Genomic DNA, 20,457 nt, shown 5'->3' with positions numbered 1-20,457 from the left:
GCTCACCCCGCCTCCACCACCAGCTCCCGCAGCCCCCGGATCACCAGTCCGTCCTTCCAGCGCGGCTCGGCAGCCAGCCGCAGGCCCGGGGCCTGGCTCAGCAGCTGACCGTAGGACGCGGCCAGTTCGAGGCGGGCCAGCGGGGCGCCCAGGCAGTAGTGGATGCCTCCGCCCAGGCTGACGTGGGGGTTGTCCGTTCGGGACAGGTTCAGGCGGTCCGGGTCCGTGAAGGCGTCCGGGTCGCGGTTGGCCGAGCCGAAGAGGAGGGCCACCTCCGAGCCGCGCGGGATCGGCACCCCGCCGACCTCGATGTCCTCCAGGACCCACCGCTCGAAGAGGTGCAGCGGTGAGTCGTACCGCAGGAGTTCCTCCACAGCTGTGGACAGCGGCACGCCGCCGGAGCGGAGCGCCGCGAGCTGGTCGGGGTGGCGGAACAGGGCCCACCAGCCGTTGCCCGTCGAGTTCACCGTGGCCTCGTGGCCGGCGTTCAGGAGCAGCACCGCCGTGGAGATCATCTCCTGCTCCGTGAGCCGGGTCCCGTCCTCGTCGTGTACGGCGATCAGGCCCGAGATCAGGTCGTCGCCCAGGTTCCTGCGGCGCTCCGTGATCAACTCGCGTAGGTACGCCGTGAATTCGACGCTCGCCTCGACCGCCGCCCGCGCCGTCTCCTCCGACGGGTTCAGCTCGTACATCCCGCAGATCGCCGCCGACCAGGGCCGCAGCAGGTGCCGGTCCGATTCCGGCACGCCGAGCATCTGCGCGATGACCGCCACGGGGAGTGGTTCGGCCAGCCGCGACACCAGGTCTCCGCCGCCGTCCGCGACCAGGTCCGCGGCGAGTTCGCCCGCCAACTCCTCGATGTACGGCTGGAGTTCCGCCACCCTGCGCGGCGTGAACGCCTTCGACACGAGCCGTCTGATCCGCGTGTGCCGGGGCGCCTCCAGGTCGAGGAGGCCGTTGTCGTTCAGCACGTGGAACGGTTCGTGCGCGGCGGGCGGCGGGGTACGGCCGAACTCCTCGTGCGTGAACCGGTGCAGATACGTGCGCCCGAGACGGCGGTCTCGCAGGAGCGCGGTGACGTCCCTGTGGTGCGGGATCAGCCACTGCTGCGATGACTCGTTCCACAGGGCCCGGCCCTGCGCGCGGAGCGCGGCGTACGTCGGGTACGGGTTCGCCGGGTCGGCGGCGCTCAGGAGTTGGGGTTCGTCCATGCCAGGAAGTTCTCCCAGGTGGCCCGCCCTACGACCAGTCGTGCCCGGTCGGGGGTCTTGGAGTCGCGTATGTGGATACGGTCGGGGGCTGAGGCGACTTCCACGCAGTCGCCGCCCGTGCTGCTGCTGTAGCTGGACTTGAACCACCCGAGACTGCCGCTCACTTCAGCTCTCCTGCCAACTCCTCGATGAGGCCCAGCGAATCACCTGTACCCAAGGCCTGGGAACGGATCTTCGCATACCGATGGGTATATGCACTCACCTTTGCGGGTTCGCTGATCAGCACACTCTCGTCCTGGACTTCGAGGTACACGATGTGGTCGTGATCGACGGTCTCCACCAGCTTCATCGGGCCAGGCGTCCCCGCGTTCTCCCCAACGAGGCCCTGTCCCAGCGGTAGCACGTGCAGCATGATGTTGCGCCATCGACCGTATTCAAGGAGCAGCGTCAACTGGTCGCGCATGATGCTCCTTCCGCCGATCACACGACGTAACACCGCCTCATCCAGGACTACTTCGAACACCGGCGCAGGACGGCGGTCGAAGAGCGACTTGCGGCCCATGCGCGCGTCCACGAGTTCCTCGACCCGCTGGTCACTGAGCGGCGGGAAGTTTCCAGAGATCTGGGCCCGGGCGTAGGCCTCGGTCTGGAAAAGGCCGTCCACGGCCATCGTCTGGTACGAGTTCAACGTGAGCGCCTTCTGCTCCAGCCGCGCAAAGCTCTGGAACTGAGCCGGATACCGCTCCAACCGCATGTACTCCCGAGCCCGCTCGAAGAACCCCAACCCACCCCCGATAACCCGCTCCAACTGCACCAACATCTCATCGCTCGCCGGTTGCGGGCAGCGCTCCATCGCGCTCACCGCCGCCGCCGTGTACCCGATCTTGCGGCCCAACTCCTCCTGCGAAAAGCCCGCCTTGATGCGCAGCGCGCGGGCCATTTCCGCGACCTGGCGGGCCGTCGTACCCGCCGTGTCCCTGTTCTCCGCTCGCGCCATGGGCGAACACCCCCTCTACCGGTCTCGACCGGGCACAACCCCACTCGACCGTGACCGACCATCAACGCTGAGTCATGGAAAACGCTAACGCGCCCCACTGACACTGACCCCATGAACTTGGGAAACAACCCCACCTGGCTCCCGGCCACCGGCTTCCAACTCCGCAAGGCGGGCGTGCAGTTCGATGCCGTGCGCGTCGACGGTGACCTCGGGCGGCTGCTCGCCGACCGGCTGGAAAAGGTGACCGGGGGTGCGCCCGGGCCCGTCGTCGTGGAGGAGCGGGGGCGGCGGGCCGTCTACTTCCTCGTGCCGGTGGGCAGTACGGCGCACCGCGCGTGGCCCGAGAACGCGTCTCGTCTGACGGGCGGGCCAGGGCTCGTCTCGTACATCCCCGTACCCGCCGCCAACGGCTGCACCTGGCCGCTCAGTTGGCGCTGCCGACCGTGCCCGAGCGGTGCGCTCGTCCATACGCTGCTGCTGCGTACCGTGCTCATCGAGATGAACGCCTAGTCCTGGACCGCCCTGACCGTGATCCGGGCGCTGGACTCCCACTTGTCGTCGATCTCCGCGCCCGCGTCCTCGTACACCACTGTGAACGTCCGCCGCGCTTCACCGAAGCGGTCCCGATACGTCTCTTCGTTCGGCCCGGACTTCTCCGGCTTGACGGTGATGTCGTACGTCCAAAGGAAGTCGGCCACGGTCGAATCATCCTGTCCGCGCACCTTGTACCGGAGCACGACCGTGCCGTTCTTCTCGGTCCTGGAGAACTCCGGTACGTAGAAGCGCGCCGCGTCCACCTGCTCGTGGTGCAGACCCGCCGCCCGCTCCTCGTCCTCCCAGGGCTCGGGCGGTGGCGGGGTGACGAGGGCGACCACGAACCACACGGCCACGCCGACGATCCACAGCACGCACAGCGCCAGGAAGCCGAACAGCGCCCGCCGCTGCCATGAGCCCCGCCTCAGCCGTTCCACGTGCGCACTTCGCTCTGTCCGCCCATGTCGTACTCCTTGGCCTGGCCCGACTGGTGGAGCCGGGCCATCTCGGCGTCGGAGACGTTGCCCATCGCCGGTACCGGAGTCGCCTTCTGCGCGTCCCAGTTGTAGCGGTCGTACACATGCGTCTGGTACTTGATCGTGGTCTTCGGCTCGCCGTCCGGGCCGGGCACGACCTCCACCTGGGCAACGGTGTTGTAGTGGAAGGAGCCCACCGCGTGGTACCAGTCGGGGTCCTGCGTCGCGCTCCAGCCCTGCCAGCCGGTCTGCTGGACCATCTTCACCGGCTTCCCGGTCCGCTCGTACTCGGCGAGTGCCTGCGCCTCCCAGGCCGGGGTGTTCTCCTTCAGCTGCGCCTCGACGTTCCGGTTCATGTCCGGCAGGTCGTCCATCATCGAATCCACGTCGATGTCCAGCGGCTCGCCGGTGTTCGACAGGTAGTGGAGCATGTGCTTCGCGGAGACCGGGCCGCCGAGCACCCCGGGTGAGCCCATCGCGAAGAAGCCCATCTTGTTCTTGATGGCACGGTCCTCGTCGGTGGCCTCACGGGTGTCGTAGTCCCCGGCGCCCTCGTCCCGCAGCGGTGGCGGCAGCAGCACGCCGCCCCGGCCGGAGAAGACCCGGTTCAGGTCCTTGGCGCCCGCCCTGTCCTGCTTGAGGGCCTCGCGGGTCCGCTCGTCCAGGACGGAGAACTCCACCGCCTTCTTGACGCGCTCCAGTTCGTACCCGACGTGCTCGTTGACGTCGCCCGCGTAGCCCAGCGCCGCCGCCGCGCGGGTGCGCAGGCTCTCCGCGTTCTCCTGGTCGAGCCGGGCCGCGCCCGCGCTGTCGGGGTCGTTGGGCGGATAGTCCCGGTCGGGTACGGAGACGCTGCCGTCGTCGTGCAGGGTGAGGTGCTTCTCCTTGGCCAGGTCCTTGGCCTCGTCGAGCCAGGTGGAGGCGAGCTTGAAGCCGTGCCTGGCGGCGGAGAGGGTGTCCGCTGCCGCCTTGGACTCGTGCTTCGCGATCGTCAACTCCTGGTAGAGGGAGAGGAGTTGGAGGCGGGCCTGCATCGATGCCTCGCTCTGCCAGACGAGCGGGAGCTTGTCGAGGACGTTCTCGACGTGCGTACGCGCCTTCCTGGCCGCCACCGCCAGGTCGTCCCACTCCTCGCCCGCGCGCTCCCAGGCCTGGGGGCGTACGTCGTCGAGTTCGGAGACCGTGATGTCCTCGCGGCGGACCGCGTTCGGGTGGTCGTGCGGATTCTTGTCCGGGCGCTCCGTCGGGTCCGGGCGTTCTTCCAGCGTCGCCATCACGCACCCCTCTCGAACCCGGCGAGGATCGCCTCGAACTCCTGCGCCGTGCGCTGTTCCTGTGTCGTGTAGGTGGTGTGCGTCTCGCGCATCTTGTCGGCCAGCGACCGGCACTGCTTCGCCAGTCGGGTGACCTCCTTGTCCCAGGCGCTCGTCGTGCCGCTCAGCATGCGTCCGGCGGCCAGCATGCTGTGGATACGGGCGGTGTTCGCCGACTCCGACAGGCCCTTGTCGGCCTTCTCGAGGAGCGTGGCTGCCTCGTCCAACTCGTCTGCCATCTTGCCGAGTTCGGTCGTGCTGACGCCGTATCCGCCTCCGGCACCGCCTCCGCCGCCGCTCTGCATCGTCGTGACCCCTGCGGCGGGGCCGGGGCCGGGGGCAGGCGCGGGGGCGGGAACAGTCGCGGGCGCCGGGTCCAGGTCGCGTACGTCCGTGTGCGTGTCCGGTTGGGCCGGGGCGTGGGTCGGGGCCTCGGCTTCGGGGGCGGCTTCGGGGGCGGCCTCGGGCTCGGCTTCGGGCGCGGCCTCGGCTGAGACCGGGCGGAAGCGGTCGCCCGGGTCGGCGGCGTCTGCCGCCGTCATCGGCTGAAGGCCGCCGTACCGGCCCGGATCAGAACCCGGATCAGAACCCGGATCAGCACCGGAATCAGCACCCGAATCCGAACCCGAACCTGGCACCCCGCCGCCAGAAGCTGAACCCACGACATCCCCCTGTCCTGTGCGGGCACTTCACACTGCGAGGAGTGTGCCACGGGAGACGGCACTGTTTGACACGTTCACCTCACGCCAGGCCGTGCCGCGATGCCCACTCGCGGGCCGCCTTCTCCGGGTCCTTCTTGTCCTTGTCCACCTGGCGGTTGAGCTCGGTGAGCTGTTCCGTCGTGAGGGCCGCGCCCAGTTTCGCCAGGGCGCGGCGGACCGTGGAGTCGGCCTTGCGGTCGGCGATCAGGGGGACGACATGCTGGCCGGGGACCAGGTTCTTCGGGTCGGTCAGGACCACCCAGCCCTCCGCCTCGATGTCCGTGTCCGTGGTGAAGAGGTTCGCGACGTCCACGTCGCCCTTGCGGAGCGCGCCCTTCACCAACGGGCCGGAGGAGTCGAGGGACTTGAACTCCTTGAACTCGACGCCGTAGACCTCCTCCAGGCCCACCACCCCGACCGTGCGCTTCTTGACCTCGGGGGCCGCGCCGATCACCAGCTTGCCGTTGTGCTTCGCCAGGTCGGCGAGGGAGCGCAGCTTGTAGCGGGCAGCGGTCTCGCGTGTGACGGCGAAGGCGTCGGAGTCCTCGGCCTTGCCGTACGGCAGGATCTGCAGGCCCTTGGGGAGGGCGACGGCGAGAGCGTTCTGCATCTCGCCCTCCTCGGTGACCGTGGCCTTCGGGTCGAGGTAGTGCAGCAGGGCGCCCTGGTACTCGGGCAGCAGGTCGATGTCGCCGCCCTTGAGCGCGGGGATGAGGATCTCGCGGGTGCCGAGGTTGGGGCGGACGGTCGTCTTCACGCCGGCGTCCTCGAGTACGGCCGCGTAGAGGTACCCGAGGATCTGGTTCTCGGTGAAGTTGGCCGTGCCGATGGTCAGGCCGTCCTTGCTGGAGCCGCCGCCCGCCGGGGAGTTGCCCTCGCCCTCCAGGGAGGTGATGCCGCCGCTGCAGGCGGCCAGGGCCGGGACGGAGGCTGCGGCGAAGAGGCCGCCGAGCAGGGCGCGCCGGTTGAGCTGGGTCATGGCAGATGTCCTTACGCGGAGGCTGAGGCGGGGGCGCGGTGGCGGAAGAGGAGCCGCTGCACGGCGGCGAGCAGCAGGTCGAGGGCGACGGCGAGCACGGCCACGAGGACGGCGCCGCCGAGAACCTGGACCAGGTCGCGCTGGGCCAGCCCGTCGAAGACGTACCGGCCGAGGCCGCCGAAGGAGACGTACGCGGCGATGGTGGCGGTGGCCACGACCTGGATCAGGGCGAGGCGCAGGCCGGTCATGATCAGCGGGAGCGCGAGCGGCAGTTCCACGTGAAACAGGACCTGGTGCCAGCGCATGCCCTGCCCGCGCGCCGCGTCCTTCACGTCCCGGTCGACGGCGGCCATCCCGGCGTACGTATTGGTGACGATGGCCGGTACGGCGAGGGCGACGAGCGCCACGTACACCGGCGTCATGGAGAGGCCGCTGGCCAGGAAGACCAGGACGACCAGGCCGACCGTGGGCAGCGCGCGGCCGAAGCTCGACAGGTTGATGGCGAGGAACGCGCCGCGCCCGGTGTGCCCGATGAGGAGGCCGAGGGGCAGGGCGATGGCGGCGGCGATCACGGTGGCGAGGGCCGAGTACTGGAGGTGTTCCAGGAGGCGTACGCCGATGCCGTCGGCGCCCGCCCACTGCTCGGGGCCGGTCAGCCAGCCGCCGAGATCCACGAGGAGTTCGTACATGTCAGGCCCTCTTCCTGGTCCACGGGGTCAGTACGTGCTGCACGGCGACCAGGAGCGCGTCCGCGAGCAGGGCGAGGAGCAGGGTCAGGGCGACGCCGGTGATCACCGGGGTGGGGAAGTTCCGCTGGAAGCCGTCCGTGAAGAGCTGGCCCAGGCCGCCGTCGCCGATGTAGGTGGCGACCGAGACCAGGGAGATCGCCATGACCGTCGCGATGCGGACGCCCGCCATGATCACCGGGAGGGCGAGCGGGAGTTCGACGGTGAGGAGCACGCGCAGCGGGCGCGTACCCATCGCGGTGGCGGCCTCCTTGGTCTTCACCGGGACGGAGTCGAGGCCCTCGACGGTGTTCCTGAGCAGGACCACCAGCGTGTAGATGGTCAGGCCGATGACGGTGGTGGTGCGGGTCAGGCCCGAGACCGGCAGGAGCAGCACGAACACCGCGATCGACGGGATCGTGAACAGCACGTTGGAGAGGCCGAGGAGGAGGCCGCGCAGGGGGCGGACGCGGTGCGCGACGACGGCGAGCGGCAGCGAGATCAGCAGGCCGAACAGGACGGCGGAGAGCGCCGCTTGGAGGTGCGAGAGGCTCAGCGCGGTGAGGTCGGCGGCGTGCTCGGAGATCCAGGTCCAGTCGATGGTCATGCGGGGCCGCCCTTGGTGACGGTCACGGCGGGCCCGTCCTCGGTGCGGTCTTCGGGGGCGCTGTCGGTCGCGGGGGTGTCGGTCGCGGGGGTGTCGGTCGCGGTGCCGTCGGTCGCGGTGCCGTCGGTCGCGGGGGTGTCGGTCGCGGTGCCGTCGGTCGCGGGGGTGTCGGTCGCGGGGGTGTCGGCGTGGGACGCCGTGACGTGCAGCCGGTTCGCGTGGTCGTGGATGGTGTCGCGGGACGTGACACCGGTGAGGATGCCGTCGGCGTCCACGCGGGCGACCAGGCCGGTGGGGGACGCGACCGACTCGTTGAGCGCCGAGAGGAGTGAGTCGGTGCCCTTGAGGGGGCGTACGGGAGTCTCCTGGTCGGTGTCGGTGTCGCGCCAGGCGAGGGGTCGGCCCGCCAGGTCGCGCCGCAGCTCCCAGCGGTCGCCGTCCGGGGCGGGGTGCTGCGGGAGCTCCGCGATGCCGGTCAGGGAGAGCAGCTTGAGGCCGCGCTCCGCGCCGAGGAAGTCCGCGACGAACGCGTCGGCGGGGCGGGCGAGGAGTTCCGCGGGCGGGGCGCACTGCACGAGGTGGCCGCCGGTGCGGAACACGGCTATCCGGTCGCCGAGGCGGACGGCCTCGTCGATGTCGTGCGTGACGAACACGATGGTCTTGCCCAACTCCTGCTGCAGGCGCAGGAGTTCGTCCTGCAGCTGGGTGCGGACCACCGGGTCGACCGCGCCGAACGGCTCGTCCATGAGCAGCACCGGCGGGTCGGCGGCGAGCGCGCGGGCCACGCCGACGCGCTGCTGCTGGCCGCCGGAGAGCTGGTGCGGGTAGCGCTTGCCGGCCTCGGCGGTCAGGCCGACGGTGTCGAGGAGTTCGGCGGCGCGGGCCCTCGCCTTGCGGCGGCCCCAGCCGAGGAGCAGCGGCACCGTAGCGATGTTGTCGAGGACGGTGCGGTGCGGGAACAGGCCCGCCTGCTGGATGACGTACCCGATGGAGCGGCGCAGCTCGGCGGCGTCCTGCTCGGTGACGTCCTTGCCCGCGACGCGGATCGTGCCCGAGGTGGGCTCGACCATGCGGTTGATCATGCGGAGGGTGGTGGTCTTGCCGCATCCGGAGGATCCGACGAGGACCGTGACCCCGCCCTCGGGCAGATCGAGGGAGAGGTCGTGCACCGCTGTCGTGCCGTTCGGGAACTGCTTGTGGACTGCCTGGAATTGGATCATCACTGGCCCCTTGCCCGGCTGCATATGCTCATGCAGAGTCTTGGTGGCTGAATAAGTTGTCAATGGCCCGACGTAAATCGCCGGTTACGAACGTTCACCGGCCAAGACGCAGTGCCCCGGAACGGAGGATTTGCGCGTGATGTCGTCTCACATGCCGGAAGGACCGGGCGGACCCGGCTCGATGGCGGTGCCCGCCGACGTCGTCCTCGACGGTGCGAACCTGCCGGCCGCCGATGTCGTCCGACTCGCCGACGGCACCGCACGGCCCGTGCCCGACGCCGCGGCGATGCGGCGCGCCGAGGAATCCTGGCACGCCGCCCTGAGCCTGGCCGCATCGGGGCGGGTCTACGGCCGCTCGACCGGCGTCGGCGCCAACCGGAACGAGAGCGTGCCCACCGGGGCCGCCGCCGAACACGGCCTTCGGCTCCTCCGCTCCCACGCCGGCGCGATCGGCGAGCCGCTGCCCGCGCGCGAGGTCCGCGCGATGCTCGCCGTGCGCGCCAACCAGATCCTCGCCGGGGGTGCGGGCCTGCGCCCCACCGTCGTCACCGCCCTGTGCGAGGCGCTCGACGCGGGCGCGCAGCCGGTGGTGCACGAGTTCGGCTCCGTCGGCACCGGCGACATCGCGGCGCTCTCCCAGGTCGGCCTGGCCCTCGCCGGTGAGCATCAGTGGGAGGGCGGCACCCCGCCGGCCCCGCTCGCCCTGGAGAACAACGACGCCCTCGCCCTGATCAGCAGCAACGCCCTCACCCTCGGCCAGTCCGCGCTCGCCCTCGACGCCGCACGCCGCCTGCTCGCCGCCACCCAGGTCGTCGGCGCCCTCTCGCTGCTCGCCGTCGACGGCTCCTACGAGGCGTACGCGGAGCCGGTGCACGCGGCCCGCCCGCACCCCGGTTCGTACGCCGTGGCCCGCCGCAGCCGCTACCTCCTCGGCGCCGCCGACCGGCCCGCACCTCCGCAGGACCGCATCCAGGACCCGTACGGCTTCCGGGTCCTGCCGCAGGTGCACGGGCCCGCACAGGACGCCGCCGATGCCCTGGAGCGCACTCTCCAGGTGGAGATCAACGCCGCCGCCGAGAACCCGCTGATCTCCGCGGCCAACCGCGCCGCCTACCACCACGGCGGCTTCTACCTCGCCCAACTCGCCCTCGACCTGGACCACTTCAGGCTCGCCCTGGTGCAGACCGCCCGGCTCTCCACGTCCCGGCTCGCCGCCCTCAACGAACCCGCGTACACCGGCCTGCGGCCCTTCCTCGCCGACGGTGCGCCGGCCGCTTCCGGCACGATGATCCTGGAGTACGCCGCCGGGGCGGCCCTCGGCGACCTGCGGGCCTTCTCCGCGCCCGCCTCCCTCGGCCACGCCGTGCTCTCGCGCGGCGTCGAGGAACAGGCCAGCTTCGCCTCCCTCGCCGCCCGCCAGACCTTGCGCACCGAAGAGCCCTACCGGCTCGTCGTCGGCTGCGAACTGGTCTCCGCCGTACGGGCCTTGCGCCTGCGCGGCCGACCCGTCGACCCCGACCTCCCGGTCGGCCACGCCTTCGCCCTCGCGGACCGCGCCCTCCCGGACGACTTCGCGGACCGCCCGCTCACGGAGGATGTGGGGGTGGCGGCCGGACTCCTCGACGCTTTCGCGGAGTTGTAGGGGCGGCAGCTGTGGCCGTTGAGCAAATGACTCTGCTCTCTGCTCTCTGCTCAGAAAGCGAGTTGAGCGATCTCCTCCGCCACCACCGCGCACGCGTCCGCCGCCGGGTCGATCAGCGGGAAGTGGCCGACGCCTTCCAGGAGCGTGCAGCCCACGAGCTCACCGGACTTCGCCGCGGCGTCCGCGTACTCCTCGGCCAGTTCGTACGGGACCGTCGTGTCCGTGCGGCCCTGCACGAGCGTGGTCGCGATGCCGGTGGGGAGCAGCGCCGCCGGGTCGGCGAGCGGGACGCGGTCCGCGAACTTGGCCTTACCGCCCAGGAGTTGGACCGGCGCGCCGCCGCACACGTCGAGCTCCACCGCCCGCTCGAAGCCCACGATCGGGGCGAGCGCGACGACCCCGCGCAGGGGCGTGGGGCGCGCCAGGTGCCACGGCGAGTCCGCGGGCAGCACGTGCCGCGCCGCCGCCCACAGCGCGAGGTGCCCGCCCGCGGAGTGGCCGGTGAGGACCACGCGGCGCGGATCGGCCTGCGGCAGGTGCGACGGTACGAGGGCGGGGAGCGCGTCGACCGCGGCCGCCACGTCGTCGAAGGTCTCCGGCCAGCGCCCCGCCACCGGCGCCTGAGCACCCTGGTGCGGCACGGCCGTGCCCTGTGGGGGGATGTCCCCCGGCCCTCTGCGGTACTCGACGTTGGCGACCGCGAAGCCGCGGCGCGCCAGGAAGTCCGCGAACGGCGTGAGGTGCTGCCGGTCGTACGGGGCGCGCCAGGCGCCGCCGTGCAGGACGACGACGAGCGGCGCGGGCCGGCCGTCGCCGACGCGGGGTGCGTAGAAGTCGACGACCTGGTCGGGGTGTTCGCCGTAGGACGCGGTGGCGTCGGGGGCGACGGTGGGGTGCGAGAAGGCCGACTCTTCTTCGGCGTCGTCCGACATGGTGGTGCAGCCTTTCGGTGAGAGCAGGGCCTGTTCCGCGGATCCAGGGCCGGTTCCGCGGGTCCGGGGGCCGGTTCCGCAGGTCCGGGGCGGGTCCGGCGGTGAGGGGCGGGTCCGGGGGTGATCCTTCCCCAGACCCGCCCCTCGCCGGAACAGAGGGCGCGGGCTCCCCTACGACCGGCCGTGCAGCACCTCGCCCAGCACCCGGGCCGCCCGCTCGACCTCCGCGAAGCCCACGTACAGCGGGGTGAAGCCGAAGCGGAGGACGTCCGGTGCGCGGAAGTCACCGACCACGCCACGGGCGATCAGGTCGTCCATCACGGCGTCCGCACCGTCACACCGAAGTGCGACCTGGCTGCCGCGCTCGGCGTGCACCTCAGGGGTGATCGAGGCGACAAGCCCGGCCGGGACGTACGCCGCGACGCACTCCAGGAAGAAGTCCGTGAGCGCCAGGGACTTCTCCCGTACCGCCTCGACCGGCACGCCCTCCCAGACCTTCAGGGACTCCTCCAGAGCCAGCATCGACAGGATGTCCGGCGTGCCCACGCGGCCGCGCAGCGCGCCGTCCGCCGGGGCGTAGCCGGGGCGCATGCCGAAGGGCTCGGCGTGCGAGTTCCAGCCGGGCAGCGGCGAGTCGAAGTCGCCCTGGTGGCGCTCCGCGACGTACAGGTAGGCGGGCGAACCCGGGCCGCCGTTCAGGTACTTGTACGTGCAGCCGACGGCCAGGTCGACGCCGTGCTCGTCCAGTCCCACCGGCAGGGCGCCCGCGCTGTGGCACAGGTCCCAGACGACCAGGGCGCCCGCGGCGTGCACGGCGGCGGTGATGCCGGGCAGGTCGTGCAGGCGCCCGGTGCGGTAGTCGACGTGGTTGACGAGGACGGCCGCAGTGCGCGGGCCGGCCGCGGCGGGCACGTCCGCCGGGGCGAGCGGGCGCAGCGTGCAGCCCGTCAGGCGGGCCGCGGACTGCGCGATGTACCCGTCGGTGGGGAACGTGGACTCGTCCACGAGGATCTCGTCCCGCCCCGCCTCGGGCCCGCCCGACAGCCGGACAGCGCCCACAACCGCCTTGAAGACATTGACACTTGTGGAGTCGCCGACCACGATCTGCCCGGCCGCCGCGCCGACGAGCGGGGCGACCAGGTCGCCGATCCGCTCGGGCGCGGTCCACCAGCCCGACTCGGTCCAGGAGCGGATGCGAAGGCGCCCCCACTCGCGCTGCACGACGTCCGCGACCCGGCCGGGCACCGAACGCGGCAGCGCGCCGAGGGAGTTGCCGTCGAGGTACACCACCTCGTCGAGCACGAACTGCTCGCGCAGCACGGCCAGTTCATCGGCCTTGTCCAGCTTGGCCGCCCTGTCCAGCAGGGCCTCGGTCTCAGACATGACTGCGCGCCGTCCAGAGCTCGGGGAACACGTTCTTGCGGGCCCGCTTCTCCAGCCAGGCCACTCCGGCGGAACCGCCCGTACCGGCCTTGGAGCCCATGGCCCGGCGGGTCGCCACCAGATGGTCGTTGCGCCAGCGCCACACCAGCTCGCCGACATCCGTCAACGCCTCGCCCAGGCGCACCAGTTCGCCGTCCTGGTCCCCGGCGTACACCGCCGTCCAGACCGCCTCCACCTCGGGCGACGGCTCGTACCGCTGCGACACGTCGCGGTTCAGGACGGCCTCCGGGATGTCGAAGCCGCGGCGCCCGAGGAGCCGGACGACCTCGTCGTACAGGCTCGGCTCGTGCAGCGCCTTCTCCAGCTCCGCGTGCACGCGCGGGGCGCCGCGGTGCGGGACGAGCATCGACGCGGACTTCTCGGCGAGGAGGAACTCCATCCGCCGGTACATCGCCGACTGGAAGCCGGAGCCGTCGCCGAGCGCGCTGCGGTACGAGTTGAACTGCGCGGGCGTGAGATGCCCGAGCGGCTTCCAGGAGGCGTTGAGCGCCTCCAGCTCACGGACGCTGCGCTTGAGCGCGGCCACCGCCGTGCCCAGGTCGTCCTGGCGCAGGGCCGTCGCGGCGGTCTCCCACTCGTGCACGATCACGGTGAACCACAGCTCCATCACCTGCGTGGTGACGAGGAAGACCATCTCACCGGGGTCGTCGGAGAGGGGGTGCTGCAGATGGGTGAGGACATCCGCCTGTACATAGTCCTCGTACGGCGTGGTGCCTGCGAAGTCGAGATGCGGGGCCTCGGGGATCTCCCCGGCCGTTGCTTCCGCCTCGTGGGACATCGCTGTCTCCTTGGTGCCTGCTCCGGGTAGCGGTCCGCCCCTGCCGATGCCGGCACGGGGGCCCCGGTCCCCACCCGGCATCCTCCGCAATCCTCCCCCGGTCCGGCAAGACCTGCCTGGTCACGGCGACCAGGCAGGCCTTGACACCGGCCCGCCGGATGTCAGCCCAGCGTCTCCGCGGCCGTCTCGGACGACTCCCGCAGGAAGGTCGCGCAGCGCTCGTACTCCTCCTGCTCGCCGATGACCTGCGCGGCGCGCGCGAGGCCGTGCAGGGCGCGCAGGAAGCCGCGGTTCGGCTCGTGCTCCCACGGCACCGGGCCGTGGCCCTTCCAGCCGGCGCGGCGCAGGGCGTCGAGGCCGCGGTGGTATCCCGTACGGGCGTAGGCGTACGACTCGACGGTGCTGCCGCGCTCGAAGGCCTCGTCGGCGAGACGGGCCCAGGCCAGCGAGGACGACGGGTACTTGGCGGCGACGTCCGCGGCTGCCGTACCGCCCGCGAGGAGTTCTCGGGGCTCGGGGTCGTCGGGCAGGTGGGTCGGGGGCGGGCCCCCGAGGAGGTTCTCGTGAATGGACATGCCCCAAGTCTGCCTTGTCGCTCCGCGGACGGGCTCAGCCTGTGGATAACTCCGGCGGCAGACCAGGAGTACGGGGACGACTCCGGCTGCACGGGGACCACTCCGGCCGGTACGCAGCAGGGCCCGGCCCCCGTGTCGGGAGGCCGGGCCCTGGACTGTGAAGAAGTACTACTACTTCAGCTTGGTGCCGGCCGAGCGCAGCGCGGCGCAGGCCTCGCCCACGCGCGCAGCCATGCCCGCCTCGGCAAGCTTGCCCCAGGTGCGCGGGTCGTACGTCTTCTTGTTGCCGACCTCGCCGTCGACCTTCAGGACGCCGTCGTAGTTCTTGAACATGTGGTCCGCGACGGGACGCGTGAAGGCGTACTGCGTGTCCGTGTCGAGGTTCATCTTCACGACGCCGTTCTCGAGCGCCGTGGCGATCTCCTCGGCCGTGGAGCCGGAGCCGCCGTGGAAGACGAAGTCGAACGGGGAGGTCTTGCCGTACTTCTCGCCGACGCCCTGCTGCAGGTCCTTCAGGAGCTCGGGGCGGAGCACGACGTTGCCCGGCTTGTAGACGCCGTGGACGTTGCCGAAGGACGCGGCCAGGAGGTACCGGCCCTTCTCGCCCAGGCCGAGGGCCTCGGCGGTGCGCAGCGCGTCGTCGACGGTGGTGTACAGCTCGTCGTTGATCTCGTGCGTGACGCCGTCCTCCTCGCCGCCGGTCGGGGTGATCTCCACCTCAAGGATGATCTTGGCGGCGCGGGCCTTCTCGAGCAGCTCCTGGCCGATGGCCAGGTTGTCGGCGAGGGTCTCGGCGGAGCCGTCCCACATGTGCGACTGGAACAGCGGGTTGTCACCCTTGGCGACGCGCTCGGCGGAGACGTCGAGCAGCGGGCGTACGTACCCGTCGAGCTTGTCCTTCGGGCAGTGGTCGGTGTGCAGCGCGACGGTGACGTCGTACTTCTTGGCGACGATGTGCGCGTACTCCGCGAGGGCGACGGCGCCGGTCACCATGTCCTTGTTGTACTGACCGCCCAGGAACTCCGCACCACCGGTGGAGATCTGGATGATGCCGTCGCTCTCGGCCTCCGCGAAGCCTCGCAGGGCGGCATGCAGGGTCTGGGAGGAGGTGACGTTGATGGCCGGGTAGGCGAACTTGCCTGCCTTCGCCCGGTCCAGCATCTCGGCGTAGACCTCGGGGGTTGCGATGGGCATCTGGCCGCTCCTTGTGATGTGCGGTGTAAGTGTGGCCCTGACCGGAGGGCCCCTCACGGAGGTTCATTGAGGGGGCGACGTCATCGTCGCCCCCATCCTTCCAGACTCTCCGGCCGGCTCGGTGCGACCGCCCGGTACACCCGTCAGTCGAGGCCCAGCTCGTCCTTCGAGTACGCGAAGAGGTACGGGACGCCGGCGCCCTCGGTGATCTTCTCGGCGGCGCCGGTGGCGCGGTCCACGATCGTCGCGACGCCCACGACCTCGGCGCCGGCCTCGCGCACGGCCTCGACGGCGGCCAGCGGGGAGCCGCCGGTGGTGGAGGTGTCCTCGACGACGAGGACGCGGCGGCCCTTGATGTCCGGGCCCTCGACGCGGCGCTGCAGGCCGTGCGCCTTGGCGGCCTTGCGGACCACGAACGCGTCCAAGCGCTTTCCGCGCGCGGCGGCGGCGTGCAGCATCGACGCGGCGACGGGGTCGGCGCCCATGGTCAGGCCGCCGACGGCGTCGAAGTCCAGCTCGGCCGTGAGGTCCAGGAGCACCTGGCCGACCAGGGGGGCCGCCTCGCCGTCGAGGGTGATGCGGCGCAGGTCCACGTAGTAGTCGGCCTCGATGCCCGAGGAGAGCGTCACCTTGCCGTGCACCACGGCCTTGTCCTTGATCTGCTGCAGCAGCTCGCCGCGTACGTCACTCATGGTTGTCAGCTTAAGTGGGCCGCCGGTGTGCCCGTACCGCCCTGGGGGCTCCGCCCCCGGACCCCCGCTCCTCAATCTCCCCCAGCTACCGCTGGGAGGTGCCCCCAGAGGGGCTCTCTTTGCGTCGTGCTTCGGCTGGCGCGCCGTCGTGGCTGGTCGCGCAGTTCCCCGCGCCCCTTAAGGGCGGGGCAGGCGGGCTAGAGCGTGCGCCAGTCCCAGCGCATCGACGCCTCCAGCGGCTCGATCGGCGTGACCAGGCGCGGGTGGGTGTTGAGGCCGTTGGGCGGGCCCGTCTGGGGCTCGACGCAGACCGCCTCCGGCTGCTCGTCGTAGATCACGACCCACTCCGAGGGACTCGTGACCTTCAGCTCCAGCTGTTCCGCCCACCGCAAGGTGACCCCCACCCCGTCCGGCATGCCGAAGCAGTCGTCCCACGGTCCTGGCCGCGGGTCGACGCGCTTGCCGGTGGGCAGGTGGTCAGCGCCGCGCTCCTCCTGCCAGGCCGCGTCGAAGTCGAGCTGCACGTCCTCGCCGCCGAGGTTGCGCAGGAACCACGGATGCCAGCCGAGCTGCGCCGGGAAGGAGTCGCCGTACGTCTCCAGGCCCATCCGGACCGTCAGGGCGTTCTCCTCCAGCTCGAAGACCTGCGTGACCCGCCCGCCGTACGGCCACGGCTCGACCAGGTCGTACGTGAACACCGCGGCGTTCCCGGCGCCGCGCGCCCGGCGCCAGGGCTGGTCACGAACGGTGCCGTGGATGGCGTGCGGCGGGTTGTTGATCGGCAGCTCGTGCACCCGGCTGCCGTTGCGGAACCGGCCGTTCTCGGTGCGGCCGCACCAGGGGGCCATGGGGAAGGAGCCGAAGTGGTCGCCCTGCCTGAGCACTTCGGTGCCGCCGATGCGGAGGCTCCCGATGCGGCAGCCGTTGCCACCCTGCACTGTCAGTTCCGCATCGCCCGCGACGAGGGTCGCCGTGTCCTGAGTCATCACGGACCCGACCCTAGAGCCTGGCTATCTGCGCCGCCGCAGTACCCGGCCGACGACGATCGCCGACGCGACGACCAGCGCCGCGGCGGGGGCGGCCCAGCGCAGGGTGTCGCCCGCGGTGGCGGCCTGCGGCGCGGGCACCGGTGCGTACCGTCCGCGCGGCGGCGCGTGGTCGACCTCCTCGGCGCTGCGGCCGATCATCGTGCGCCGGGCGTGCGCGGCTTCGGCGGGCGGCGCGATGAACGACTCGTCGCCTGCGTCCTGGTGGAAGGGGTCGAGGGCGGAGGGCGGGACGGCTTCCTCCTCGTCGGTCTCGCTCGCGCCGGTCTCGCTCGCGCCGGTCTCGCTCGCACCGGCCTGTTCGGCCATACCCGGAGCCTCGGCCCGGTCCGCCGCGTCGGGCTCGTCGGGCTCGTCGGGCTCGTCCGCCGTGTCGCCGTCGTCCAGCAGGTCCGCGTCGGCGTTCTTCCGCGCATCCACGGACCGGCCCCGGGGCATCGGCTCGGACGGCCCCGGCTCGGGCTCCGCCGTCGGCGCGGCCGCTCCCGCCAGGCTCTCCGAGAAACGGTTCAGCAGCCGCCGTACGGCCGCCTCCACCGCGGACTTCTCCAGCTCCGCGACCCGGCCGTCGCCCTTGCCCGTGCCGGAGTACACCAGGCGCGTGCCCTCGTCCGTGGCCAACAGGCTCACGCCGAGGGAGAGTTCGACCGAACCGGAGCCGCGTACCTCCGTCGCCTCGCCGCTGACCGTGAAGGACGGGGTGGCGGCCGAGGTGTCCTCGGTGATGCGGAGGGTGCCGCGGTACGTGATCGTGTGCCCCGCGATCCGGACCTTGAGGCGGCCCGACACGGGTTCCGCCTCTCCGCCCGCATCGCGCTGGAGACCCTGGATGCCGCGGGCGACGCGGGCGGCATCACCGAGCGCCTGTCGCAGGGGCTCTGTCTCCACGGGAACGAACACCTCATGCTCCATGTCAGCCGAGCCTACCCACGCGCGTACGAGCCGCACCCCCGTATCCCCACATTCGGCACTCAGCCGACCGGGGTCGCCGCCCCCGCGTATCTCGGGTGCACCAGGGTGGAGGGCGGCAGGCCGGGGACGCGGGTGCGTTCGATCGCGCGGGCGCCGTCGCGGAGCATCCTCGGGGTGAGGGAGCGGCGGGCGGGTCTCGCGTCCAGGCCGAGCCGGGGCGGGGTGCGCGAGGCGAGCAGGAACGCCCAGTCGCGCGGTGCGCGCTCGCGGCCCGTGCCGGGCTCCTCGCGGCGGCCCCCGACGCGGTACGGCGCGGTGCGCAGGCCCGCCGCGCGCACGCCGGCCTCCACGGTCCAGAACACCCGCGGCCGCCCCGCCGGTCCGGCGTGCACGGCGAGCCGGCCGCCGGGGGCGAGGGCGCGGGTGGCGAGGCCGAAGAACTCCTGGGAGTAGAGCTTGGCGGACTCGGTGCCGCCGGGCTCGGGCAGGTCGGCGATCACGACGTCGTACGGGCGCGACGCGCCGCCCGTACGGGGCTCGCGCAGCCACTGGAAGGCGTCGCCGTGCACGACGTGCAGCCGGGGGTTGTCGTACGCGTGCGCGTTGAGGGCGCTGAGGGCGGGGTCGGTGCGGGCCAGGTCGACCAGCTCGGCGTCGCGTTCGACGACGTCGACGCGGTCCACGCCGGGGTGGCGTAGCACCTCGCGGGCGGCGAGGCCGTCCCCGCCGCCGAGGATCAGCACGCGCGCGTGCGGGCCGCGCATCGCGGGGTGCACGAGCGCCTCGTGGTACCGGTGGGCGTCACGTCCGCCGGCGCGCAGCCGCCCGTCGAGGTAGAGGCCGAGGGCGCCGGGCGAGGACTCCTTGCCGCCGGTGAGGACGACCTCCTGCACGTCGGTCCGCAGGGCCACGCGGACGTCCGCGCCGTACATCGTGTGACGGGCGGCACGTTCGAAGTCGCCGACGCCCGCGGCGAGGGTGGCGAGCAGCACGAGCACGGCGAGGTTGGCCGCGAGCAGGCGGCGGCGCGTGCGGGCGCTCAGGTCGTGCCGGAACAGCCACAGGACGAGGGCGCCGCCCGCGATCGCGTTGACCGCGCCGGTGAGGAGCGCGCCCGTCAACTGGCCGAGCAACGGCAGCAGCAGGAACGGAAAGGCGAGGCCGCCGGCGAGCGCGCCCACGTAGTCGGCGGCGAAGAGGTCGGCGACGGCGCCGCCCGCGTCCTGGCGGCGGATGCGCTGGATCAGGGTCATCAGGAGCGGCACTTCGGCGCCGATGAGCACGCCGATGGCGAGGGAGAACGCGACGAGCAGCACGCGCGTGCCCGCGCCCCAGACGAACCCGGCGTAGAGCGCGAGGGCGCTGCAGCCGCCGACCAGGGCGAGCGCGGCCTCGACGACGCCGAACGCGGCGGCGGCCCGGCAGCGCAGGTGCTTGGCGAGCAGGGAGCCGATGCCCATCGCGAAGACCATCACGGAGAGCACGACGGAGGCCTGCGTGACGGAGTCACCGATCAAGTACGAGGCGAGGGCGACGAGTTCGAGTTCGTACACGAGGCCGCAGGCGGCGCTGATGAAGACGGCGACGAGGACGAGCAGGCGCCCGGCGCGCGGTGACACGGGCAGCACGGCCGTACCCTCGGGCCCCGCGGACGGTGGGGCTCCGGGCGGCGCGGACAGCGGCGACTCGATCACGATGGGAACGCTACGTCACCACACGTGCGCACCCTGTCACCCACACGTGTGAGAACGGCGGCGCCCGGCGCGCCCGGCGGAGCGTCACCGGCGCGCGGGCGGTGGTGCGGTAGCGCGGGGCGGGCGCGTACGAGCGAGAGGCGGGCGCATACGAGCGCGGGCGCGGGCGGACACGCCGGGGCTCAACTGGCCCGGCGCGCCCGGCGGTTGGGGGCGGCGAGTATTCAGGCAGGCGTTCAGGCAGGCGTTCAGGCGGATGTTCAGGCGGGCTGCGGCGCGGGCAGGCGGGCGCCCACGCGGGTGCGGGTGGCGACGAGCTGGCCTTCCTGCGGGTAGGCGTGCCAGGTGCGCCAGTGCACCTGGCCCTCCCGGCGCTGCACGAGGAGTGCGGTGAACGCGTGCGGGCTGCCGGGGAAGACGCCCGCGAGCCCGTTGGGGTGGTCGGAGACCAGGGCGAGTAACTCCTGGGCGCGGCCCGCGAAGGAGCCGCTCGACATGGTCTCGACGCGGGCGGCGAACTCGTACTCCCAGTCGCCCACGCGCTTGGCGACGCCGAGCGGGAGCGGGGTGCTGCTGCCCGCGATGCAGGCGACGGTCTCGGAGCAGCGGGACTCGCCCTGCTCGATGATGACTTGGTGCGAGGCCCCCAGGAGCCTCAACTGCACTTTTACGTCCTGGAGTTTGAGGTCGAGCGCGGCGAGGGCGGGCAGCGGTTCGCGGCCCAGGGCCCAGGCGAGGTCGTCGGCGCGCGTGTCGGTGTAAGAGGTCTGCAGAGTCGTGAGCATG

The 20,457-nt window shown here is 72.0% G+C and carries 22 protein-coding genes; 2 read left to right on the top strand and 20 right to left on the bottom strand.

The features are described 5' to 3' along the window. Positions 1-2 precede the first annotated feature (2 nt). The 3 genes from RCO28_RS29660 to RCO28_RS29650 are packed head-to-tail and all read right to left on the bottom strand — an operon-like array spanning position 3 to position 2,208. Positions 3-1,211 carry a cytochrome P450 gene (locus tag RCO28_RS29660; protein WP_308944378.1) on the bottom strand — a complete coding sequence of 403 codons (1,209 nt, stop codon included), beginning with the start codon at positions 1,209-1,211 and terminating at the stop codon, positions 3-5. Continuing rightward, positions 1,190-1,375, bottom strand: coding sequence for a DUF397 domain-containing protein (locus tag RCO28_RS29655; RefSeq protein WP_308944377.1), 186 nt, complete (start codon positions 1,373-1,375; stop codon positions 1,190-1,192). Before RCO28_RS29655 ends, RCO28_RS29660 begins: the two co-directional genes overlap by 22 nt. Beyond that, positions 1,372-2,208, bottom strand: coding sequence for a helix-turn-helix transcriptional regulator (locus tag RCO28_RS29650; RefSeq protein ID WP_308944376.1), 837 nt, complete (start codon positions 2,206-2,208; stop codon positions 1,372-1,374). The genes RCO28_RS29655 and RCO28_RS29650 overlap by 4 nt, the downstream gene beginning before the upstream one ends. A 111-nt stretch (positions 2,209-2,319) precedes the next feature. Between RCO28_RS29650 and RCO28_RS29645 the strand changes: the two genes are divergently transcribed. Beyond that, on the top strand, positions 2,320-2,718 hold the full coding sequence (locus RCO28_RS29645) for a hypothetical protein (RefSeq protein ID WP_308944375.1): 399 nt from the start codon (positions 2,320-2,322) through the stop codon (positions 2,716-2,718). Here the strand turns inward: RCO28_RS29645 and RCO28_RS29640 are convergent. From RCO28_RS29640 to RCO28_RS29610, 7 genes are all read right to left on the bottom strand, one after another. Beyond that, complete coding sequence (locus RCO28_RS29640) at positions 2,715-3,179, bottom strand: hypothetical protein (protein WP_308944374.1); 465 nt, start codon at positions 3,177-3,179, stop codon at positions 2,715-2,717. The two genes, RCO28_RS29645 and RCO28_RS29640, sit on opposite strands and share 4 nt — an antisense overlap. After that, positions 3,167-4,492, bottom strand: coding sequence for a hypothetical protein (locus RCO28_RS29635; RefSeq protein ID WP_308944373.1), 1,326 nt, complete (start codon positions 4,490-4,492; stop codon positions 3,167-3,169). Before RCO28_RS29635 ends, RCO28_RS29640 begins: the two co-directional genes overlap by 13 nt. Beyond that, a complete protein-coding gene (locus RCO28_RS29630; RefSeq protein ID WP_308944372.1) occupies positions 4,492-5,073 on the bottom strand; it encodes a hypothetical protein in 582 nt (193 codons plus the stop codon). The genes RCO28_RS29635 and RCO28_RS29630 overlap by 1 nt, the downstream gene beginning before the upstream one ends. 199 nt (positions 5,074-5,272) lie before the next feature. Further along, on the bottom strand, positions 5,273-6,211 hold the full coding sequence (locus RCO28_RS29625; RefSeq protein WP_308944371.1) for an ABC transporter substrate-binding protein: 939 nt from the start codon (positions 6,209-6,211) through the stop codon (positions 5,273-5,275). An 11-nt stretch (positions 6,212-6,222) separates the two neighbouring features. Continuing rightward, positions 6,223-6,900: an ABC transporter permease gene (locus tag RCO28_RS29620; protein ID WP_308944370.1), complete on the bottom strand. Its 678-nt coding sequence runs from the start codon at positions 6,898-6,900 to the stop codon at positions 6,223-6,225. Position 6,901: 1 nt separating this feature from the next. Beyond that, complete coding sequence (locus RCO28_RS29615; protein WP_308944369.1) at positions 6,902-7,543, bottom strand: ABC transporter permease; 642 nt, start codon at positions 7,541-7,543, stop codon at positions 6,902-6,904. Then, positions 7,540-8,763 carry an ABC transporter ATP-binding protein gene (locus tag RCO28_RS29610; protein ID WP_308944368.1) on the bottom strand — a complete coding sequence of 408 codons (1,224 nt, stop codon included), beginning with the start codon at positions 8,761-8,763 and terminating at the stop codon, positions 7,540-7,542. The genes RCO28_RS29615 and RCO28_RS29610 overlap by 4 nt, the downstream gene beginning before the upstream one ends. Before the next feature lie 139 nt (positions 8,764-8,902). Between RCO28_RS29610 and RCO28_RS29605 the strand changes: the two genes are divergently transcribed. After that, positions 8,903-10,405, top strand: a complete 1,503-nt coding sequence (locus RCO28_RS29605; protein ID WP_308944367.1) for an aromatic amino acid ammonia-lyase — start codon at positions 8,903-8,905, stop codon at positions 10,403-10,405. A gap of 50 nt (positions 10,406-10,455) precedes the next feature. On the opposite strand, the gene RCO28_RS29600 is transcribed toward RCO28_RS29605, so the two are convergent. The 10 genes from RCO28_RS29600 to RCO28_RS29555 all read right to left on the bottom strand — a co-directional run bounded on the left by RCO28_RS29600 (position 10,456) and on the right by RCO28_RS29555 (position 20,456). Beyond that, the gene (locus tag RCO28_RS29600; RefSeq protein WP_308944366.1) at positions 10,456-11,337 is read right to left on the bottom strand and encodes an alpha/beta hydrolase; all 882 of its coding nucleotides are present in this window, start codon (positions 11,335-11,337) and stop codon (positions 10,456-10,458) included. A 171-nt stretch (positions 11,338-11,508) separates the two neighbouring features. After that, positions 11,509-12,720: a kynureninase gene (kynU, locus tag RCO28_RS29595; protein WP_308944365.1), complete on the bottom strand. Its 1,212-nt coding sequence runs from the start codon at positions 12,718-12,720 to the stop codon at positions 11,509-11,511. Next, on the bottom strand, positions 12,713-13,558 hold the full coding sequence (locus tag RCO28_RS29590; RefSeq protein WP_308944364.1) for a tryptophan 2,3-dioxygenase family protein: 846 nt from the start codon (positions 13,556-13,558) through the stop codon (positions 12,713-12,715). The genes kynU and RCO28_RS29590 overlap by 8 nt, the downstream gene beginning before the upstream one ends. 161 nt (positions 13,559-13,719) lie before the next feature. After that, positions 13,720-14,133 carry a DUF3151 domain-containing protein gene (locus tag RCO28_RS29585; protein WP_308944363.1) on the bottom strand — a complete coding sequence of 138 codons (414 nt, stop codon included), beginning with the start codon at positions 14,131-14,133 and terminating at the stop codon, positions 13,720-13,722. Between the two features lie 171 nt (positions 14,134-14,304). Further along, positions 14,305-15,327: a class II fructose-bisphosphate aldolase gene (gene fbaA / locus RCO28_RS29580; RefSeq protein ID WP_308944362.1), complete on the bottom strand. Its 1,023-nt coding sequence runs from the start codon at positions 15,325-15,327 to the stop codon at positions 14,305-14,307. 143 nt (positions 15,328-15,470) lie between these two features. Then, the gene (gene pyrE / locus RCO28_RS29575) at positions 15,471-16,019 is read right to left on the bottom strand and encodes an orotate phosphoribosyltransferase (protein ID WP_308944361.1); all 549 of its coding nucleotides are present in this window, start codon (positions 16,017-16,019) and stop codon (positions 15,471-15,473) included. A 197-nt stretch (positions 16,020-16,216) separates the two neighbouring features. Further along, complete coding sequence (locus RCO28_RS29570; protein WP_308944495.1) at positions 16,217-17,005, bottom strand: aldose 1-epimerase; 789 nt, start codon at positions 17,003-17,005, stop codon at positions 16,217-16,219. A 24-nt stretch (positions 17,006-17,029) separates the two neighbouring features. After that, complete coding sequence (locus RCO28_RS29565) at positions 17,030-17,953, bottom strand: SRPBCC domain-containing protein (protein ID WP_308944360.1); 924 nt, start codon at positions 17,951-17,953, stop codon at positions 17,030-17,032. Between the two features lie 83 nt (positions 17,954-18,036). Then, positions 18,037-19,671 carry a polyamine aminopropyltransferase gene (locus RCO28_RS29560; RefSeq protein ID WP_308944359.1) on the bottom strand — a complete coding sequence of 545 codons (1,635 nt, stop codon included), beginning with the start codon at positions 19,669-19,671 and terminating at the stop codon, positions 18,037-18,039. 260 nt (positions 19,672-19,931) lie between these two features. Beyond that, positions 19,932-20,456 carry a DUF2617 family protein gene (locus RCO28_RS29555; protein WP_308944358.1) on the bottom strand — a complete coding sequence of 175 codons (525 nt, stop codon included), beginning with the start codon at positions 20,454-20,456 and terminating at the stop codon, positions 19,932-19,934. Position 20,457 lies beyond the last annotated feature (1 nt).

The sequence above is a fragment of the Streptomyces sp. LHD-70 genome (genome assembly GCF_031157275.1).
Lineage (GTDB): Bacteria > Actinomycetota > Actinomycetes > Streptomycetales > Streptomycetaceae > Streptomyces.
This window is presented reverse-complemented; position numbering and strand designations above follow the sequence as displayed.

Coding starts and splice junctions, on each gene's coding strand:
- RCO28_RS29660 (WP_308944378.1), bottom strand. CDS start 1,211: ATGGACGAACCCCAACTCCTGAGCGCCGCCGACCCGGCGAACCCGTAC.
- RCO28_RS29650 (WP_308944376.1), bottom strand. CDS start 2,208: ATGGCGCGAGCGGAGAACAGGGACACGGCGGGTACGACGGCCCGCCAG.
- RCO28_RS29645 (WP_308944375.1), top strand. CDS start 2,320: ATGAACTTGGGAAACAACCCCACCTGGCTCCCGGCCACCGGCTTCCAA.
- RCO28_RS29635 (WP_308944373.1), bottom strand. CDS start 4,492: ATGGCGACGCTGGAAGAACGCCCGGACCCGACGGAGCGCCCGGACAAG.
- RCO28_RS29630 (WP_308944372.1), bottom strand. CDS start 5,073: ATGACGGCGGCAGACGCCGCCGACCCGGGCGACCGCTTCCGCCCGGTC.
- RCO28_RS29625 (WP_308944371.1), bottom strand. CDS start 6,211: ATGACCCAGCTCAACCGGCGCGCCCTGCTCGGCGGCCTCTTCGCCGCA.
- RCO28_RS29620 (WP_308944370.1), bottom strand. CDS start 6,900: ATGTACGAACTCCTCGTGGATCTCGGCGGCTGGCTGACCGGCCCCGAG.
- RCO28_RS29615 (WP_308944369.1), bottom strand. CDS start 7,543: ATGACCATCGACTGGACCTGGATCTCCGAGCACGCCGCCGACCTCACC.
- RCO28_RS29610 (WP_308944368.1), bottom strand. CDS start 8,763: ATGATCCAATTCCAGGCAGTCCACAAGCAGTTCCCGAACGGCACGACA.
- RCO28_RS29605 (WP_308944367.1), top strand. CDS start 8,903: ATGTCGTCTCACATGCCGGAAGGACCGGGCGGACCCGGCTCGATGGCG.
- RCO28_RS29600 (WP_308944366.1), bottom strand. CDS start 11,337: ATGTCGGACGACGCCGAAGAAGAGTCGGCCTTCTCGCACCCCACCGTC.
- kynU (WP_308944365.1), bottom strand. CDS start 12,720: ATGTCTGAGACCGAGGCCCTGCTGGACAGGGCGGCCAAGCTGGACAAG.
- RCO28_RS29590 (WP_308944364.1), bottom strand. CDS start 13,558: ATGTCCCACGAGGCGGAAGCAACGGCCGGGGAGATCCCCGAGGCCCCG.
- RCO28_RS29585 (WP_308944363.1), bottom strand. CDS start 14,133: ATGTCCATTCACGAGAACCTCCTCGGGGGCCCGCCCCCGACCCACCTG.
- fbaA (WP_308944362.1), bottom strand. CDS start 15,327: ATGCCCATCGCAACCCCCGAGGTCTACGCCGAGATGCTGGACCGGGCG.
- pyrE (WP_308944361.1), bottom strand. CDS start 16,019: ATGAGTGACGTACGCGGCGAGCTGCTGCAGCAGATCAAGGACAAGGCC.
- RCO28_RS29570 (WP_308944495.1), bottom strand. CDS start 17,005: ATGACTCAGGACACGGCGACCCTCGTCGCGGGCGATGCGGAACTGACA.
- RCO28_RS29555 (WP_308944358.1), bottom strand. CDS start 20,456: ATGCTCACGACTCTGCAGACCTCTTACACCGACACGCGCGCCGACGAC.